Raw genomic sequence first — 17,148 nt, 5'->3', positions numbered from 1 at the left:
TTTGTATGGATTTGTAAGACTCAGTTATTGCCCTGGTCTGTTTTTCTCCTGCAAAAGGCAGATGCCAACGCAGGTCAGGCCAATGCCCAATAGGATGAACCCGGTGGATATGCTGAGATTTCCCAGGATGGACAGCACTGTGACACTGACCCCCATGGCCAAGGCGACCGCTTTGACCACCAGGAGAACCAGGGGCTGGAGGGGCTTCCTCCCCTCCCCGCTTGGCGCAGCGCTCCCCATCAGCTCCTCCACCGAGATCCCTAAAACCTGGGCCAACTTAGGGATGGAGTGGACATCCGGCAGGGAGAGGTCCCTCTCCCATTTGGAGACCGCCTTGTCGGTGACCCCCATCCGGGCCGCCAGATCTGCCTGGGTCATTCCCTTTTCTTTGCGCAACGCCGCAACCATAGCTCCCATCGTTTGGTTGTTCATCCCATTGCCCTCCGTCCGCTTGATGACTACAGCATACCATTCCCAGGACAATTGCGCAACCGACCAATGGTTTCCAGCGGCCGACTGCTGGTTTCCCCCCAGTTTCCTAGGACAGGGGAATTACCGCTACTCCTCCCGGATGGGGATGCGGACGGTGATTTCGGTGCCTTCCCCCACCTGGCTTTGCAGGTCGATGGCGCCGCCGAACAGCTCCACAATGTGCTTGACAATGGCAAGCCCCAGGCCCGATCCGCCCCGGTCCTTGCTGCGGCTGGGGTCCACCCGGTAGAATCGTTCAAACACCCGGGCCTGATCCCCTTCCGGGATGCCCACGCCGGTATCCTTCACCGTGAGGACGGCCGACCGCCCTTCTGTCCCCAGCTGGATCTCCACCCGGCCGCCGGCTTTGTTGTACTTGACTGCATTTTCCAGCAGGTTGAAGACCAGTTCATCCAGATAGCCGCCATCCGCCCGGAGGACGGCGTCCCCTTCCACCGTGACAGTCACTCCGCGCTCCTCGATCTGGCGGGCCAGCTGTTGCTGCGCCCGCTGGGCGCAGTCCCTCAAGTTGACTTTAGAAAGGCTGACCCCCGCCCCTTCCTCAATGCGGGAGAGGCGCAGCAGGTCGTTGATCATCCCCAATAGGCGCACCGATTCCTGATTGATCAGGCCGCCGTATTTCTTCACATCTGCCGGTTTGGTAATAAGGCCCTCGTCTAGCATCTCCCCAAAGCCTTTGATGGTGGTCAGCGGGGTTTTCAGCTCATGGGAGACATTGGAGGTGAACTCCCGCCGGGCGATGTCCGCCTGCTTTTCCCGGGTGATGTCCACAATGAGCACCAGCGCACCGGAGAGGGCTCCGTCCTCGGTTTGGACTGGGCTGATGAAATACCGGTCGTACCGGCCATCCCTCTGCTGGTCAAAGGAGAGGGGGTCCCCTGTCTCCATGGCCGTGCGGATGTGGTCGATCAACTCCAAATCCCGGGTGTACTCCAGGATGTGCCGTCCTTTGTCTACAGCCGTTTCTTCCCCGAGGAACTGGCGGGCGCCGCTGTTGATGGAGAGAACTTTCATCTCCCGGTCCAGGAGGATCAGCCCCTCGTGCATGTTCTCGGTGATCACCCCAATGGCGTCCCGCTCCCGTTTCAGTTCATCGATGTGCTGGTCCAGCTCCTGGCTGATCTGCCGAATGGTCAGCACAAATGGGGAGAGCTCCTCATAAATCCCCGGGGTAGCGCGGTATTCCACTCCATCCAGCAGGCTGTCCTTCAAGTGCTGTGCCTCCCCTTCCACCGGGGCGAGAATCCGCCCTGTCAGCATCCGGGCCACTGCCCAGGCCAGCAGGAACACCGCCGCCAAAACAAAGCACAAGGCGGGCAGAGTGGAGAAAAAGATGGCATAGATGCTGTTGATGGGGCGGGAAAACCGGGCCACCCGCCCATCGGGCAGCCGCAAGGTGTAATAATACGTGTCCTGGGAGAGGGTGTCCGAATGGCGCAGTTCTTCCCCTGTGCCGGACTCCAAAGCCTCCCGGATCTCCGGCCGGCTGCCGTGTTCCTCCAATGTGGAGGGGTCGGCGTGGGAATCTGCCAGCACTTTGCCGCTGGAATCCACCACTGTGACCCGCAGGTCGTACTCCACAGCGGAGAGCGCCTCCCGGATGAGGTCAGAATAATCCCCCCCTACCAGATGTTGATCCCGGGTGACCAGGGAGGCGATGGTGCGCAGCTCCAATTTTGCCTGCCTAGCATACAGGCGGTAATACAAAACCGAACTGAACGCCCCCGCCAACAGCGCTGCAACGGTGGAAAGGAGGACCAGGCTTCCAAAAATACGTCGTTTCACTGGTTATCCCTCCAATTTATAGCCTACGCCCCGGACCGTCTTGATGATGGAGGGGCATCCGGCCTCATCCAGTTTCTGGCGGACCGCCTTGATGTGCATATCGACGGTGCGGCTTTCCCCTTCAAAGTCAAATCCCCAGATTCGTTCGGTGATCTGGTCCCGGGAGAGGACAAACCCCTGGTTGGACAGAAGGTACCGCAGCAGTTCAAACTCCTTGTAGGTCAGGCTGATCTCCTGGCTGCCGTACCAAACCTCCCGCTTGTCGACATCCAAGGTCAGCTCCCCGCAGGAGAGGACATTGCCGTCCCCTTCCCCTTTTTTGCCAGTCCGGCGGAGCACCGCCTTCACCCGGGCCAGGAACTCCAGCACCCCAAATGGTTTGGCGATGTAATCGTCCGCCCCCAGCTCCAGCCCCGCCACCTTATCCGGTTCGGAGGTTTTGGCAGTGAGCATCACCACCGCGATGTCAGCGGTGGCCCGGTCCCCTTTAAGCTTTTTTAAGATGGTGATGCCATCGGTATCCGGCAGCATGATGTCCAAAATTGCCATCTGGGGCCGGCGTTCCCCCACTGCGGCAAAAAACTGGTCGGCATTCTCAAATCCCTTGGCCTCATGGCCAGCGGTGCCGAGGGCGCAGAGAACCAGTTCCCGGATGCCCAAATCGTCTTCCACACAATAAATCAGCGCCATGTTGCGCCTCCTTTGGTTTTATAAGATCCGGTGGTTCTTGTGTTCCCCGGTCAGGGAGAACACCACCCATTCGGCAATGTTGACCGCGTGGTCGCCAATCCGCTCCAAATACTTGGAAATCATCAAAAAGTCCACCGCCTGGGCGCCGCAGTCCGCATCCTGGTGGATCATGCCGATCAGCTCCGCCTTAATCTCTTCAAACAGGTCATCCACCTCGTCATCGGTGTCGATGACCTGTTGGGCTTTTTCCAAATCCCGGTGGACAAAAGCGTCCACGCTCCCCTTCACCATCCGGATGGTGGCCTCTGCCATCATGGGGATGTGCCGCAGCTCCTTGATGTAATCCTCCCGGGCGATGCGGCAGGTGATCTCCCCGATGTCGGCGGCGTTGTCGCCGATCCGCTCCATATCGGTGATCATTTTGAGGGCGGTGGAGATCAGCCGAAGGTCTGCCGCCACCGGCTGCTGCTGCAAAAGAAGGCGCAGGCAGCGGGTTTCAATCTCCCGCTCCATATCGTCGATGTCCTTGTCATAGCCGATGACCTCCTGGGCCAGTTCTACGTCCTTCTCAATCAGGGCCTGCACTGTGGATTCAATGGAGCGTTCAATAAGGCTCCCCATCTGGATCATTTCCAGGTTGAGGGTCTCCAGCTCCCGGTCAAACCGTGTTCTCATCGTCCCATTTCCCCTTTCGTTAACCGAACCGGCCGGTGATGTAGTCCTCGGTGCGCTTGTCTTTGGGCATCGAGAAGAGGTTGGCGGTGTCGTCGTATTCCACAACCTCCCCGTGGAGGAAAAACGCCGTCCGGTCGGATATGCGGGTGGCTTGCTGCATATTGTGGGTCACTATAATTATAGTGTATTTTTTCTTAATCTCCAACACCAAATCCTCAATTTTCATAGTGGAGATGGGGTCAAGGGCGCTGGTGGGCTCATCCATCAGCAGCACCTCCGGCTTCACCGAAAGAGCTCTTGCGATGCACAGCCGCTGCTGCTGCCCGCCGGAAAGGCCCAAAGCGCTTTTTTTCAGCCGGTCTTTCACCTCGTCCCACATGGCGGCGGCCCGCAGGCTCTCCTCCACGATCTCATCCAGCTGGCTGCGGCTTTTTACCCCGTGGGTGCGGGGCCCGTAGGCGATGTTGTCGTAGATGCTCATGGGGAAAGGATTGGGTTTCTGGAACACCATCCCCACCCGCCGGCGCAGCTCCACTGCGTCCATCTGGCGGTAGACGTCCACCCCGTCCAGCAGGATGTCCCCTTCGATGCGGCAGCCCTCCACTAGGTCGTTCATCCGGTTGAGGGACTTAAGCATGGTGGACTTTCCGCAGCCGCTGGGGCCGATGAAGGCAGTGATGCTGTTCTGCGGCACATCCAAAGAGATGTGGTGGAGGGCCTGGAAGTCTCCGTAATACAGATTGACATCTTGAATGGAAAATTTGATCGGTTCACTCATTATTTTTGCTCCATTTTCAATTTTGCCGCCAATTTGGAGGCGGCCAGGTTCACAGCCAACACCACCAGGATCAAGATCGAACCGGTGGCAAAGGCCATCTGCCGGGAGTGGGGGAGCCCTTCGTTGGCCAGCATGTACATGTGGATGGCCAAGGTCCGCTGGGATTTCATCACATCCACAGTCACATTGCCCACGTTGGTTCCGCTGGTGAAGATGAGGGCGGCGGTCTCCCCCACAATCCGCCCGATGGCCAGTATCACCCCGGAGAGGATGCCCGGCACCGCAGTGGGCAGCACAATGCCGAAGACGGTGCGCAGCCGACTTGCCCCCAGGCCATAGCTCCCCTCCCGGTAGCTGTCCGGTACCGCCCGCAAAGCCTCCTCACTGGAGGAGATGATCACCGGCAGCACCATGATAGACAAGGTGCAGATGCCCGCCAGCATGGAGGTCTGCCAGCCCAGCATGGTGACAAACAGAATCATGCCGAACAAGCCGTAAATAATGGAAGGGATGCCCGCCAGGGTCTCCACCGCCAATTTGACCATCTTGACCAGACGGCTCCCCCGCCGGGCGTATTCCACCAGGTAGACGGCGCTGAACACCCCCACAGGCACCGAGAACAGCAGGGAAAAGAAGATCATCTCCAAAGTTGCCACAATGGAGGACAGGGCGGAGAGGTTCTCGCTGTTGTACTCCTGGGTGAGGAAGTCCAAGTTGATGTAAGGCAGGCCGTTTACCAGGATAAAGCCTAGCAAAAACAGAAGGATGCCCACAGTGAAGATCCCACATGCCCATACGATTCCCCGCAACACCAGGGATAAGGGTTTGCGGCGGTAGATCATCGCCTGTTGCTTGAAGGTATTCTCCATGGTTTAGCCCTCCTTTTTGGCCCGCAGCACGCCCAGCAGCAGGTTCAATAGAATGATAAAGGCAAAAAGCACCACCCCGGTGGCAATCAAGGCGTCGGTGTGCAGGCCAGAGGAATAGCTCATCTCAGTGACAATGTTGGCGGTCAGGGTGCGGATGGGTTTTAAAAGCTCGATTTTATCCAGGGGCATCACCGCGCCGCCCGCTACCATGACAACCGCCATCGTCTCGCCAGCCGCACGGCCGATCCCCAGTATGATAGAGGTCAACACCCCGGATTTGGCCGCGGGAAGCACCACCCGGAAGACCGCCTCCTCATAGGTGGCGCCCAATCCCAAGGCCGCCTCCAGGTAGGAGGGGTCCACCGCCCGCAGGGAGGATTCGCTGATGGAAATAATGGTGGGAAGGATCATGATTCCCAGGATAATAGCTGCCGATAGGATGGAAAACCCGTTCCCGCCAAAGTGTGTCCGCACAAAGGGCACCACCAACTGCATGCCAAAGAACCCGTAGATGATGGAGGGGATGCCTGCCAGCAGCCCCACCGCAGGCCCGATGACCTTGTGCAGCTTTTTGGGGCAGAAGCAAGCGCAAAAGATGGCGCAGAGGATGCCTACCGGCACCCCCAGGACAATGGCCCCGCCGGTGACATACAAGGTTCCCACAATCATCGACAGGATGCCGAAGGAAGGTGGGACGTCCACCGGTTTCCACCTTTGTCCAAAGAGAAATTCAAAGGGTCCGATCTCGGCGATAGCGGGCAGGCCGCTGGCAAACAAAAAGACACAGATCATGACCACCGATGCGATGGACACGGCAGCCGAAAGGAGGAATAGCGGCTCCATCAGCCGTTCCGAGAATGTTTTGTGGTTCATAGTCGCCTCCTGATAAACTTACGCAGCGGGCCTCCCCTCCCCCATAGGGAAATGGCCTGGAGGAAAAAGGCCCGAAAAACGCCAAATGGCGATGTGCGGCATGTGGATGCGGCACACCGCCAGCCAGCGGGAAAAAAGGAGCTTGCAAAACACGGTATGGACATTTTGCAAACCGGTTTCAAAAGGGTCCCCATCCCCCGGCTCTGGACAAGGGATGGGAAGGGCCCTGAGGAGTGAGCGGAAGAAGGTTATTTTATCTCGTCCCAGGTGGTGATCTCACCGGTGTAGATGGCAGTCAGGTCTTCAGAGGTGAAACCCTCCACAGGGTTTTCGTTGTTGACGATGACCGCGATGCCGTCCATGGCGATGACGTGGCTGTTGAGAGCCGAAGCTTCTTCGTCGGTCAATTCCCGGGAGCTCATGCCGATGTCAAAGGTGCCGTCCATGGCCGCCTTGATGCCCTGGCTGGAGCCTTGGGCCTGGATTTCAAAGGTGACGCCGGGGTTCACCTTGCGGTACCCTTCGGTGAGCACCTGCATCAGAGGCTCCACCGAGGTGGAACCGGCCAGTTTGATGGTGCCGGACTTTCCGGAACCGGTGTAAGGGGCAGGGGATTCCTCCACCGAGATATAGTTTTTGGAGGTGACGATCTCCTGGCCCTCCGCCGAAGCGATGTAGGCAAGGAAATCTTGGACCAGTTCATTTTCTTCCCCATTGGTCACCAGCAGGAAAGGTCTTGCCACTGGGTAGCTGCCGTCCTTCACTGTTTCAGAAGAGGGGGCAACTCCGTCAACCTTAGCGGCTTTGATGCGGTCGCTGACCGACCCCAAGGAGATGTAGCCGATGGCATAAGGATCGCCCTCCACAGCGGTGATGACCTTGTCGGTGCCATCAAATTCCAGGGCGCCCACCACCAGGTTATCCACAGTGGTGCCGTCCTGTTTCTGGATGACCCCCATCAGCTCATGGAATGCGGCCCGGGTCCCGGAAGCGGAGTCCCGTGCGATGACGGTGATGGCGCTGGAGGTTTTGAAGGAATCCTCACTGGGAGTGCTGGAGGAGCTGCCCCCTTGGGAAGAGGTTCCCTGTCCGCCGCAGCCCACCAGGGCGCTTGCTGCTAAAAGAGAAGCCACTGCAATGGAAAGAAACTTTTTCATCTTAAAATCTCCTTTGATATAACCTTTTTTGTTTACAACCGGATTATAAATCCCTTGTGTAAAGATGCAAGGCCCCCTATCGTAAAGATTGGGTAAACATCCCATTTTCTTATGTAAATTTTTTGGAAGATGGAGAAGCGACTTTGTAAAAATTGATTTGTAAAGCCTGCTCTTCCGCTAAATTCCCCTATTTCCCCTCACAAAGGCCGGTTTTTGTAAAGGTTTGCCCCCGGCGTTTTCTTTCTCACTCAATTTTACAGGCATCAATAGGATGCACCGTTATGTTCCTGTTGCGAACAGAAGAATTGTGCCGTATAATAGAACGAGCAGAAAGGCGGCGCGGTACATGAACACGTTAATTGAATTGTATGATGAACGAGCCATCGAAAATATCCTGGCAGCTGATATGTTTCGGCCCCAGCGCATCGTCTATCTCTGTCCGGGTAAGATCGCCCAAAGCCGACATTGGCAGGAAACGCTTCGGAAATTTTTCCTGCACAGAGGCTGGGAACCAAAACTGACATTTTTAGACAGCAGCATGTTTAAGGCAGACCATATACTGCGTCAGCTTCTCTCAATCAGTGAGCAGTATCCCGACTGCGCGCTAGATGTCACAGGGGGCAGCGATGCTGCGCTATTTGCCGCTGGCATGTTTACGGCTCAAACAGGCGTGCCTGCCTTCACCTACTCCCGCAAAAAGAATCGCTTCTACGATATCTTCGACGCATCCTTTGCAGACAATGTACCCTGTCATCTCTCCTATTCCGTAGAGGATTTTTTCCTGATGGCAGGAGGCGCGCTGCTTCCCGGGCGGGTGGACAACGCCATTCTTGAGAGGTACCTTGGCGACATCGATCCATTTTTCTCCTGCTTTATGCGTTTTCGGCGCGAGTGGGCCAATATCATTACCTATATACAGCGGGTTTCGCCGACTGAATATGGACAGTCCCCCTCGTTATCCATTCATGGCAGCTACACCGTAAAAGGGGAGCATGGCGGGAAAATCTCTGCCAATGAGGATGCTCTTCAGGAATTTGAGCGCATAGGCTTTATCCATGCCCTCTCCATCATTCCCGGAAAATCGGTGTCCTTCCGCTTCCGGGACAGGAATACACGTGTCTGGCTGCGTGATGTAGGCAGTGTATTGGAATTATATGTCTACAAAGCATGTTTGGAGACAAACATCTTTGGAGATGTCATCAGCAGCGCCGTCGTTCGATGGGATGATGTTTTAGGGCATGGGAGCGTAACCAATGAGATCGATGTGATAGCAACGCGAGGTGTCATACCCCTGTTTATAAGCTGCAAAGTCAGCGATATCAAGACGGAAGCCCTCAATGAACTGGCCATCCTCCGGGACCGCTTCGGCGGGAAAGGTGCAAAGGCGGTCATTGTTTCCACCAGTCGCTGCAATGCTGCTACACGGCACCGCGCCGCCCAGCTGGGAATCGCCGTGATCGACCTGGAAGAACTGAAACATGGGCAGCTGGGACACCGGCTGAAGGTTATCATGAAGGCTGAATAATCTCCATGCACCGCAGAGTGAGAAACAAGCCGCTCAAAAAACCTTTCCCCGCTTAAAATCAAATGCTGATCGCATACTGCCGCCCACGGGAACGAAGAAACCGGCCGGTATAAACGCCCATTGGCTGACCAGGCCGCAGATCCAGAAACCAAGCGCACAAACAGCTCAGCTGAGGAAGGATGCTCCTTCCTCAGCTGAGCTGTTTGTGCATTTACTGACAGGTGAAAAGCAGCCTGCGAGGCAAAGGAAAAAGAGGAAATCAGCGTCAAAGAGGGCTGGCCGAAGGTTCCGGTACATGCTTTGGGGATTATGCTAGCAGCGGGCTTCTCCCAAAAGCGATCAAAGTAAATGTCTTTTATTAATAAAATGTCTGAAACTATCAAAACCCAAATTCCGTTTGCTTAAGGCATTTTCGCCTCATCTAGAGTTACATTCGGAAATCCAAGCTTAATTTGCAAGTTAAATCCATTTAATATCTCATAAATAAATATATTTATGTCTGAAATAGGATACTAAATCGCCTATTTTATCTCTATTTTCGGACATTTATACGCCATTTTTTGATTTTTTGCCACTAGAAATTGATCGTATTTTGTCCCAATTTCCTCCTCTTTATCAGTATTTATTCTTTATATTTTATATAAATTACACATAATAAACCTCTGTATATTTGTAAATACAAGCATTTTAACAATTTGTGGCGAGATTTTGAAAAAACCTTTGACAATTAAGACTTTGGGATGTAAGATAAGGCCATCTTAAATGCAGCCAATAAAAAATAATTATGCAAAACATTGCAGCAACCCATCATTCACTGGCTGCTTCCACAAGGAGGAACACACTATGACATCCGCTCTGCTAACCGATCTTCTCTGCTGCCTAGCCGTTCTCAGCGGCCTTCTGCTGCTGGGCACCTTCTTGAGAGCTAAGGTAAAACTGTTCCAGCAACTTTTCCTGCCAGCATCGGTCATCGGCGGATTCATCGGCCTGCTGTTTGGCCCCATTGTCATGGGGGATCACGCCATCATCCGCGTCTCCCAGGATTGGATCAACACCTGGTCCCTGCTCCCCGGCATCCTGATTGTTCCGGTTTTCGCCTCGGTACCTCTGGGCATGTTCATGAACAGCAGCGGCAAGACCACTGGCATGGGCGGCAAGACCGCTCCCAATGTGCTCAAAGCCTTCGGTTTGTTCGCCGCCATTGGCGCCCTGCAAAACATGATCGGCTACGGCACCAACCTTTTCTTCACCTACTTTGGCGGCGGCAAATATCAGCTGTACCGCACCTTTGGGTATGAGCTCTCCGCAGGCTACACCGGCGGCCATGGAACTGCCGGTGCCGTAGGCAAAATTTTGGAGGGCCTGGGCATCGAGTACTGGGCTACCGCACAGGGCATCGCCGTCACCACTGCCACCGTCGGCATCATCGGCGGCATGATCATCGGCATTATCGCCATTAACATGGCGGCCAAACAAGGCAAAACTTCCATCCTGAAAAAGCCAGGCGACATCCCCGCCTCCATGGCGAAAGGGTATACTACCGACATCTCCAAGCAGGGTTCCATGGGCCGGGAGACCTTTATGAACTCCTCCATTGAGACGACCACCTTCCACCTGGCCCTGATGCTGGGCGGCTGCGGCCTCGCTTATGCGGCCCTCAATCTGCTTAAACGCACCGGCATCGCCGCATTTGCCAGCCTTCCCGTGTGGATCTACGCCATGGTCATCATGTTCGGCATCAACGCCCTGCTCATCAAATTGAAGCTCAACTGGATGATCGACACCAAAGTCAAGGCCAAAATCACCGGCGCCATGAGCGACTTCGCCATCGTCGCAGCCATCGCCAGCCTGCCGGTAAAAGCGGTTCTCGCCTACGCCGTCCCCCTGATCGTCATGATGGCCGTCGGCATGGTAGCCACCTATGTCTTTGTATTCAAAATGCACGACGTCTTTTTCAAGGGCGACTACTCCTTTGAGCGGGCCATCATCTGCTGGGGCACCGCCACCGGCGTTATGATCACCGGCATGATGCTCCTGAAAATCTGCGACCCCGATTACGACACCCCTGCATTGGCCGATTTCTCCATGGGCTTCTCGCTGATCTCCCTCTCCGGGCTGATCACCCAGCCCATCACCTTAGGCGTCTTGGCCACCGGTTCCACCATGAGCAACTTCACCCTGGCTGCAATCCTCTTTTTGATCTATATGGTCATTACTTCTGCGGCAGGCGGTCTTTCCAAAATGTTCTCCCGCAAGGCGGAGCCCGCTTTGGCAGGCGATACCCCCTCTTCTGGCTCCTCTGGGAACTAGCACTGATATTTCATCTCCCCTTACCCAAAACGACAAAAGAAGGCATCCGTTTGGATGCCTTCTTTTGCGTCTCTATAAGGTGCCCGCACCACGCCGGAAACAGGCTTCTCCCCACTGGAGGAAGATCATTCCCGGTGCCCAGCGCCCTCCTCCGCCCCTGCCAACAGGGCGTCAAAGGTGATCTGGTACCGTTTCTGAGGCCGTCCCCGCCTGGAAGGGCCGTCAGAGAGCACCTCCTGGGCGCCTCCTCTCTGGGTGATCTGCCCCAATAAGCGGCTGGCGCTGCGCTGGGTGATGCCCAGATATTCCGCCAGCTCCTGGCTGGTGAGCTGATCCCTCCCCAGCTTTTCCAGCACAGAAAGGATTTTCTGCACCGCCAGCGGCGACATAGAGAGCAGGCGGCTGAGCACCTCCGCCTTGTGGTTGGGGGAGCCGGTATAGGCGATGGCATTCTCCTCCCCCAAGGGGCCGATGACCTGGTTCTCCTGGGTAACCAGGAAGGAACCCCGTCCCCCGCTGTGCTGGGATTCCCCCAGGGCCCGGGCGGCGTTCCGGCGGGCGCTGAGCACATCTGCGCCAATCCCCCACCCGATGTTCACCGGGAAATCCAGCTGTTCCCGCAGGTATTCTTCCAGCGGGCAGAAGGTGTATCCCCGGGTGAGGCGGCGGGCCACCCCACTGGAGGTGACTACGTCAAACCGCTCCTGGCTCTGGCGGATGACAAAGGAAGCCCCTTGTTCCCGGCCAAAGTCCATCAGGGCCTTATACAGGAGCACCCCTTTCATACCGCCGGGTTCCGATGGGGAAACCAGGATGAAGGCGGATAGGGAGTCGGCCATCTGCTGGGCTTCCACCTCCCTCACCAGCCGGCGGAAAGTGTCGATCATCGAGGTTTTGGAGGGGAAAAGGATCTCATGGCGGATGTGTTCCCGCTCCAAGGCACTGCTGAGGCTGGTCAGACGGGTGACCACCAGGTCGATTCTTCCGCTCTGCCAGGCGTTGCGGTAGGCCGAGAGGTAGTCCTGGTAGATGTCACTGCCCCGGACATCGCTCTCCGGGCCGTAGAGAGGCCCCTTCCCCGGAGGGAAGATCCCCCCCAGGTCAAAAGACTTGTTGGTGGCGTCGATGAGAACCCGGGAAAAATCCATCCCCCGGTTGTTGAGTGCAATGCGGGTCAGCGCCTTGTAAAAATCCCGCTGGCTCACATCCAGGTAAGCGGTGGGCTGGGGAAAAGGGCCCAAGGCGTCCTGGGCGGTGTTGTAAGGCAAAAGACCGGAAAAGAGGATGCCATCCGCCTGGGCCACCCGGCAAAGGGAAAGCATCTCCTCTAAATCGGCATAGGGCAGGTATTGGGGCTCACAGAGGTGGGAGATGACCGGGTCGATCTCCCGGATGCGGGAGAGGGAATTCTGGGCGGCGATGATGGCGATTCGCATAAGGCTCCTCCTTTCCGCAACGATTGGGTCCGATAGTTAGAAGCGCACCAGGTTCCAGAGTTCCTCTCCCTCCAGGTACGCCTTTATGTTGTGGAGGAACAGCTCGTCCGCCCGCTGGTCGATGATATCGCCGGCGCTGGCCTGGTGGGGGGTGAGGATCAGGTTGGGGATGTCCCACAAAAAGCTGTCAGAAGGCAGGGGCTCCGGGTCGGTGACATCGATGGCCGCTCCGGCGATGACCCCTTCTTTCAAGCAGCTGGCCAGGGCTTCCTGGTCGCAGACCGGCCCCCGGGAGACATTGATCACATAGGCGGAGGGCTTCATCCAGCCCAGGGTGGTTTTGTTGATGAGGTGATGGGTCTCTGGGGAATACGGGGTCAGGAACACGGCGAAATTCGCCTGGGAAAGGGCTTCCTTCATGCCTTCCTCCCCGGTGTAGACCTTCTCCACCCCCTGGGCCGGGCGGCCGCTGCGGGAGTATCCGATGACCTTCATCCCAAAGCCCTCGACCCGCTTGGCGATCTCGGAGCCAATGGCCCCCACTCCGATAAGAGCCACTGTCTTTCCATAGAGGCTTCGGGAGGAGTTGTAGTAACTGCGGCTGGCCCAGACCCGCTCCTCCTGGAATTTAAAATAAGTCCGGCTCTGGCGGGCCAGCATCAGCATTTTGGTGACCACGTCCTCGGCCACGGTGACACAGAAGATGGATTTGCCGTTGGTCAGGGTGAGACCCCGGCGGCGGAAGTAGTTAAGGTCCAGCATGTCGTAGCCGGAGCTGTTGATCTGCACCCACTTCAGATCGGGGAGCCGGTCCAGATTCTCAGCCCGCAGGAAGCCGCCGGGGGCGATGACCGCCTCCACACCGGCAGGGTTTTGGAACGCCTCTTCAATGGTGAGGAAGTCCACCTGGGGCAGCTGGTCTTTGCAGCCAAAGGGGTAGTTGAGCAAAAGTTTCATACTGGGGTCCTCCTTTTTTTATTTCAAGTTGGAGGCCGCTAGGGCGGCCCTTCTATAGCTCTTCCCTCAGTATAATCCGTTGAGGGGCCAATTGCAATTGAGGCGGCTACCGGTCAAAGCGGGTGCGGTAGGTGCAGTGGCGGCAGAGCTCCTCCACAGCTCTTCGCCTGGTAAAGCCCTGATGGATGGCCTGGGCCCGGGGTCCCTCTAGGATTTCCCCAAAGGGCTGTTGGAACAAGTTCCCCAGGGCGATTTCCCCATCCCCGTCCAGACAGCAGGGCACGACGGTGCCATCCACCAAGACGGCGGCCATAGTGCCGAGGCCATAGCAGAAACCGGTTTCGCTGACAAAGGGATTTTGCAGGCTGGGCCAGTCGAATTCCTCCTCCTGGCTCAAAAAGACCCGGGGCGCCAGGGTGATGCTGCGCACCTTCTCCCTGTGGGTGATCTCCTCAAACAGGTCGATGGCAAACTCCCGGGACAGCCTTTCCAGGATCACCCGGTTATTTTTTGGCATGGCGTCGCCGGCCAAAAGGTTCCACAGCCGCAGCACCAGGTAGGCGCCGGTCTCCTGGCGCAGGGCATTCACCCCTTCCAGCACACTGTCCAAATACTCCTGAAGGCGCTGGGGCTGGTCCCCTTCAAAGCTGTGGAGCGAGAGGTTCACCTGCCGCAAGGCGGGCCTATCCAGCAACTGGGGGAGTTTCTGGCGCAGCAGGGTGCCGTTGGTGGTCAGGTTGACCTGGAAACCAGCCTGGCCGCTCAGATCCAAAAACTCCCCCAGTTGGGGATGGAGCAGCGGCTCCCCTTTGACATGGAAGTAGAGGTAACCGGTATAGGGGGCCACCTGTTCCAGGATGGACGCAAACTCCCCCCGGCTGAGGAACCGGGGCTCCCGCCTCATGGGGGAACAGAAGCTGCAATGGAGGTTACAGACATTGGTGATCTCCACATAAACCCGTTTCAACCGTTTCATGGGAATCCCCCTCCTTTCTTGAGGGGAAACATCCCCTGTTTTGTCAGCATACCACACCTTCCATAGCTTCGGCAAGCTAGGGTAAAAGAAAAACTCCCCATAATGGGGAGTTTTTCTGCTTGGTTATTCGTGGCGCAGCGCCTCAATGGGGTTGAGCCGGGCCGCTTTGCGCGCCGGGTAGATGCCGAAGAAGAGGCCTACCACCCCGGAAAACACCACCGTTCCCAGCACGGCGGAGAGGGTGAACACCGGGGTGATGCCTGCCAGCGAGCAGATGGCGTAGGAACCCACACACCCCAGCCCCAACCCGATAAGGCCGCCGATCACCGTCAAAATGGCCGATTCGGTGAGGAACTGGAAAAGGATTGCCCCCGTTTTCGCCCCCAAGGACTTTCGGATGCCGATTTCCCGGGTGCGCTCGGTGACTGCCACCAGCATGATGTTCATAACGCCGATGCCCCCCACCAAGAGGGAGATGGCCGCCACTGCGGCGATAAAGCTCTGGATCATATCCATGCTGCTGTTGATGGACTCCAGCTGGGCCTTGGCGTTGTTGGCATAGTAGATGTTCCGGCCCCGGTTGCCGTGCCGGTTCTCCAGAAGGCGGACGGCAGCGTTGCCCATGGTCTCCACATCCTTCTTATCAAAGGAGTACAGGTATACCCCCCGCAGCTTGCCGCTGCTCTCTTCGTCCAGTTCTTGTACTACCCCCATGGGCACGTAGACATTGCCTTGCAAGTCCTGGGTGGCGAAATCTCCATACATGTTTTTGCAGACGCCCACAACCCGGACGGTAGTCCGCTTGTCCTTGACCCGCAGCTCGATATCCATGCCCACACAGTCGGTGGTTCCAAAGAAATCCTGGGCTAAGATGTCGTCGATGACTGCCACATTTTTGCCGCCCAGGTAGTCGCTTTCACTGAAGAACCGCCCGGAGTAAAGCTCGCTCACCCCGTCCACCAAGGCGATATGTTGGGTGCCGCCGTTAATCCACACCCCGTGGCGCTTGTCGCGGAAGATGGCGTCGCCGGTGGTCCCCACATAGGGGGTGACCCCCCGCACATAGTCCCCCATGCTGCTCAAGGCAGAAATATCCTCCATGGTGATGTACTCGCTGTCCAGAGCCTCGCTGCTGTCCACATTGATGTACACGGTGGTGGTTTGAGACTCGAACTGCTGCATCATGTACTGTTTGGCGCCGCTGCCCGCCGAGACGATGGTGATCACCGACGCAATACCGATGATGATGCCCAGCATGGTGAGGAAGGAGCGCATCTTGTTGGACTTGATGCTTTCCAGCGCCATTTTCAGGTTTTCTTTGATCATTATTTTTCCCGCCTCCCGCCGGTGGTTAAGCCGGCTGGCTGATGATGCAAGCCAGGATGCTGTCGATGTTGGTGGGCGGATTGTCGATGACAAGCTGGCCCTCGGTCAGCCCGCCGGTGACTTCTATGTATTGGTCGGAGGAATTGCCCAGGGTGATATAGGTCTTCACCGGCTGGTAAATCTGTTTCTCCGGGTCGGTCAGCTCCGCCGTGTAGCAGTAATCCCCGCCCCGGTCGGTCTTGACCGCTTCCACCGGCAGTGCCAATGCAGAGGGGGTGGAGTAGGTCAGTACATCCACGTCCACTTCCATGCCGGGGATAAAGCTTTCATCCGGGTTATCCACCTGAATTTTCACCTTGACGTTGGATTTTTCATCCGCGGCGGTGCCGATCTCCGTGACGGTGCCCTGGTAGGTTTTGTTGCCCAAGGTAATTTCAGCGGATTGGCCCAGGGCCACCTTGACGATGTCGTATTTGCCCACGCTCATCTCCACCGTCTGGGTTTCGGAGGTCTTGATCGCAACCGCCACCGTGCCTTTGGAGATGGTGTTGAGCTTTTTGGCGTTCAGCTCTTCGATGGTGCCGTCTTGGCCGGCGATAATATTGCCGGGAAGGGAGTTCACCTTCTCCTGGGCCTCTTCGAACTTCATCTTCGCTTCTTCAAAGGAGAGCTGGTCGATTTTCAGCTGCTCCTCGCTGGGGATGGTGTCCTCCAAGCCCTCTTTGCGGGATTTGGCATTTTCGTATTTGGCCTGATACCGTTCAAACAGGGCGCGTTCGTCGGGGTCGGTGCTGTCCTCATATTCTTCCATCTTCTTTTTGTGGAATTCCATGTTGTCTTCGATTTCTGCGATGTCCTCCATGGTCTCAAAGTACTTCCGCTCGGTTTCATCCAGTCCCAAACGGGTCTTTTCGTAGGCGATAGCTGCGGATTTGTACTCCCGCATAGCCTCGGCGTTGTCAAAGCTGACGATCAAGTCGCCTTTTTTCACCTCGTCACCCACCTCAAAATAGACGTTGCCCACCTCGGTGGTGGCCGCCATAATATGCTCTTCCAGGTTGCCCTGTTTGATGGTTCCGCTGGTGGAGAGGAAGCTTTGAATCTCCTGCATAGAAACCCCTGAGGCCATGAGCATGGGTGTCTGGTTCATGGAGTTGAGCATGCAGCTGCCAACTCCGGCTGCCGCCAAGATGGCCACCGCTGCAAAGACAATCAGTTTCTTTTTACCCTTGGTTAATTTGGACACTCTATACACCGCTTTCTTTTATCGTTCTCGATAGTCCTCGTCACAATGTCAAT

At 56.6% G+C, this 17,148-nt stretch carries 15 protein-coding genes; 2 read left to right on the top strand and 13 right to left on the bottom strand.

Going from position 1 to position 17,148, the window contains the following annotated elements:
• Positions 1 to 24: 24 nt before the first annotated feature.
• The 8 genes from BQ5353_RS10730 to BQ5353_RS10695 form a co-directional block, all read right to left on the bottom strand.
• Positions 25 to 432: a helix-turn-helix domain-containing protein gene (locus BQ5353_RS10730; RefSeq protein WP_054331684.1), complete on the bottom strand. Its 408-nt coding sequence runs from the start codon at positions 430 to 432 to the stop codon at positions 25 to 27.
• Positions 433 to 558: 126 nt separating this feature from the next.
• Positions 559 to 2,277, bottom strand: a complete 1,719-nt coding sequence (locus BQ5353_RS10725) for a sensor histidine kinase (protein ID WP_054331683.1) — start codon at positions 2,275 to 2,277, stop codon at positions 559 to 561.
• Between the two features lie 3 nt (positions 2,278 to 2,280).
• Entirely contained in the window at positions 2,281 to 2,967 is a 687-nt protein-coding gene (locus BQ5353_RS10720) for a winged helix-turn-helix domain-containing protein (RefSeq protein WP_071428221.1), read from the bottom strand.
• Positions 2,968 to 2,985: 18 nt separating this feature from the next.
• Positions 2,986 to 3,642, bottom strand: a complete 657-nt coding sequence (gene phoU / locus BQ5353_RS10715; protein WP_071428220.1) for a phosphate signaling complex protein PhoU — start codon at positions 3,640 to 3,642, stop codon at positions 2,986 to 2,988.
• A gap of 19 nt (positions 3,643 to 3,661) precedes the next feature.
• Positions 3,662 to 4,420: a phosphate ABC transporter ATP-binding protein PstB gene (pstB, locus tag BQ5353_RS10710; RefSeq protein ID WP_071428219.1), complete on the bottom strand. Its 759-nt coding sequence runs from the start codon at positions 4,418 to 4,420 to the stop codon at positions 3,662 to 3,664.
• On the bottom strand, positions 4,420 to 5,289 hold the full coding sequence (pstA, locus tag BQ5353_RS10705; RefSeq protein ID WP_054331682.1) for a phosphate ABC transporter permease PstA: 870 nt from the start codon (positions 5,287 to 5,289) through the stop codon (positions 4,420 to 4,422). The genes pstB and pstA overlap by 1 nt, the downstream gene beginning before the upstream one ends.
• Positions 5,290 to 5,292: 3 nt before the next feature.
• Complete coding sequence (gene pstC / locus BQ5353_RS10700; RefSeq protein WP_054331681.1) at positions 5,293 to 6,162, bottom strand: phosphate ABC transporter permease subunit PstC; 870 nt, start codon at positions 6,160 to 6,162, stop codon at positions 5,293 to 5,295.
• A gap of 248 nt (positions 6,163 to 6,410) precedes the next feature.
• On the bottom strand, positions 6,411 to 7,319 hold the full coding sequence (locus tag BQ5353_RS10695) for a substrate-binding domain-containing protein (protein ID WP_054331680.1): 909 nt from the start codon (positions 7,317 to 7,319) through the stop codon (positions 6,411 to 6,413).
• 346 nt (positions 7,320 to 7,665) lie between these two features.
• Here BQ5353_RS10695 and BQ5353_RS10690 point away from each other — a divergent pair, with 346 nt between their 5' ends.
• Positions 7,666 to 8,844, top strand: a complete 1,179-nt coding sequence (locus BQ5353_RS10690) for a PDDEXK family nuclease (protein WP_071428218.1) — start codon at positions 7,666 to 7,668, stop codon at positions 8,842 to 8,844.
• Between the two features lie 843 nt (positions 8,845 to 9,687).
• Positions 9,688 to 11,154, top strand: a complete 1,467-nt coding sequence (locus BQ5353_RS10685; RefSeq protein ID WP_071428217.1) for a sodium/glutamate symporter family protein — start codon at positions 9,688 to 9,690, stop codon at positions 11,152 to 11,154.
• 125 nt (positions 11,155 to 11,279) lie between these two features.
• Here BQ5353_RS10685 and BQ5353_RS10680 read toward each other — a convergent pair whose 3' ends face one another.
• The 5 genes from BQ5353_RS10680 to BQ5353_RS10660 all read right to left on the bottom strand — a co-directional run bounded on the left by BQ5353_RS10680 (position 11,280) and on the right by BQ5353_RS10660 (position 17,095).
• Positions 11,280 to 12,590, bottom strand: a complete 1,311-nt coding sequence (locus BQ5353_RS10680; protein ID WP_071428216.1) for a hypothetical protein — start codon at positions 12,588 to 12,590, stop codon at positions 11,280 to 11,282.
• A 36-nt stretch (positions 12,591 to 12,626) separates the two neighbouring features.
• Complete coding sequence (locus tag BQ5353_RS10675; RefSeq protein ID WP_054331674.1) at positions 12,627 to 13,547, bottom strand: D-2-hydroxyacid dehydrogenase; 921 nt, start codon at positions 13,545 to 13,547, stop codon at positions 12,627 to 12,629.
• Between the two features lie 106 nt (positions 13,548 to 13,653).
• Entirely contained in the window at positions 13,654 to 14,523 is an 870-nt protein-coding gene (locus BQ5353_RS10670) for a radical SAM/SPASM domain-containing protein (protein WP_071428214.1), read from the bottom strand.
• 123 nt (positions 14,524 to 14,646) lie between these two features.
• A complete protein-coding gene (locus tag BQ5353_RS10665) occupies positions 14,647 to 15,849 on the bottom strand; it encodes an ABC transporter permease (RefSeq protein ID WP_083386479.1) in 1,203 nt (400 codons plus the stop codon).
• Positions 15,850 to 15,874: 25 nt separating this feature from the next.
• A complete protein-coding gene (locus BQ5353_RS10660; protein ID WP_054331671.1) occupies positions 15,875 to 17,095 on the bottom strand; it encodes an efflux RND transporter periplasmic adaptor subunit in 1,221 nt (406 codons plus the stop codon).
• Between the last annotated feature and the right edge of the window lie 53 nt (positions 17,096 to 17,148).

Origin of the sequence: Merdimmobilis hominis (genome assembly GCF_900104615.1) — a bacterium.
Classification (GTDB): Bacteria; Bacillota; Clostridia; order Oscillospirales; family Ruminococcaceae; genus Merdimmobilis; species Merdimmobilis hominis.
This window is presented reverse-complemented; position numbering and strand designations above follow the sequence as displayed.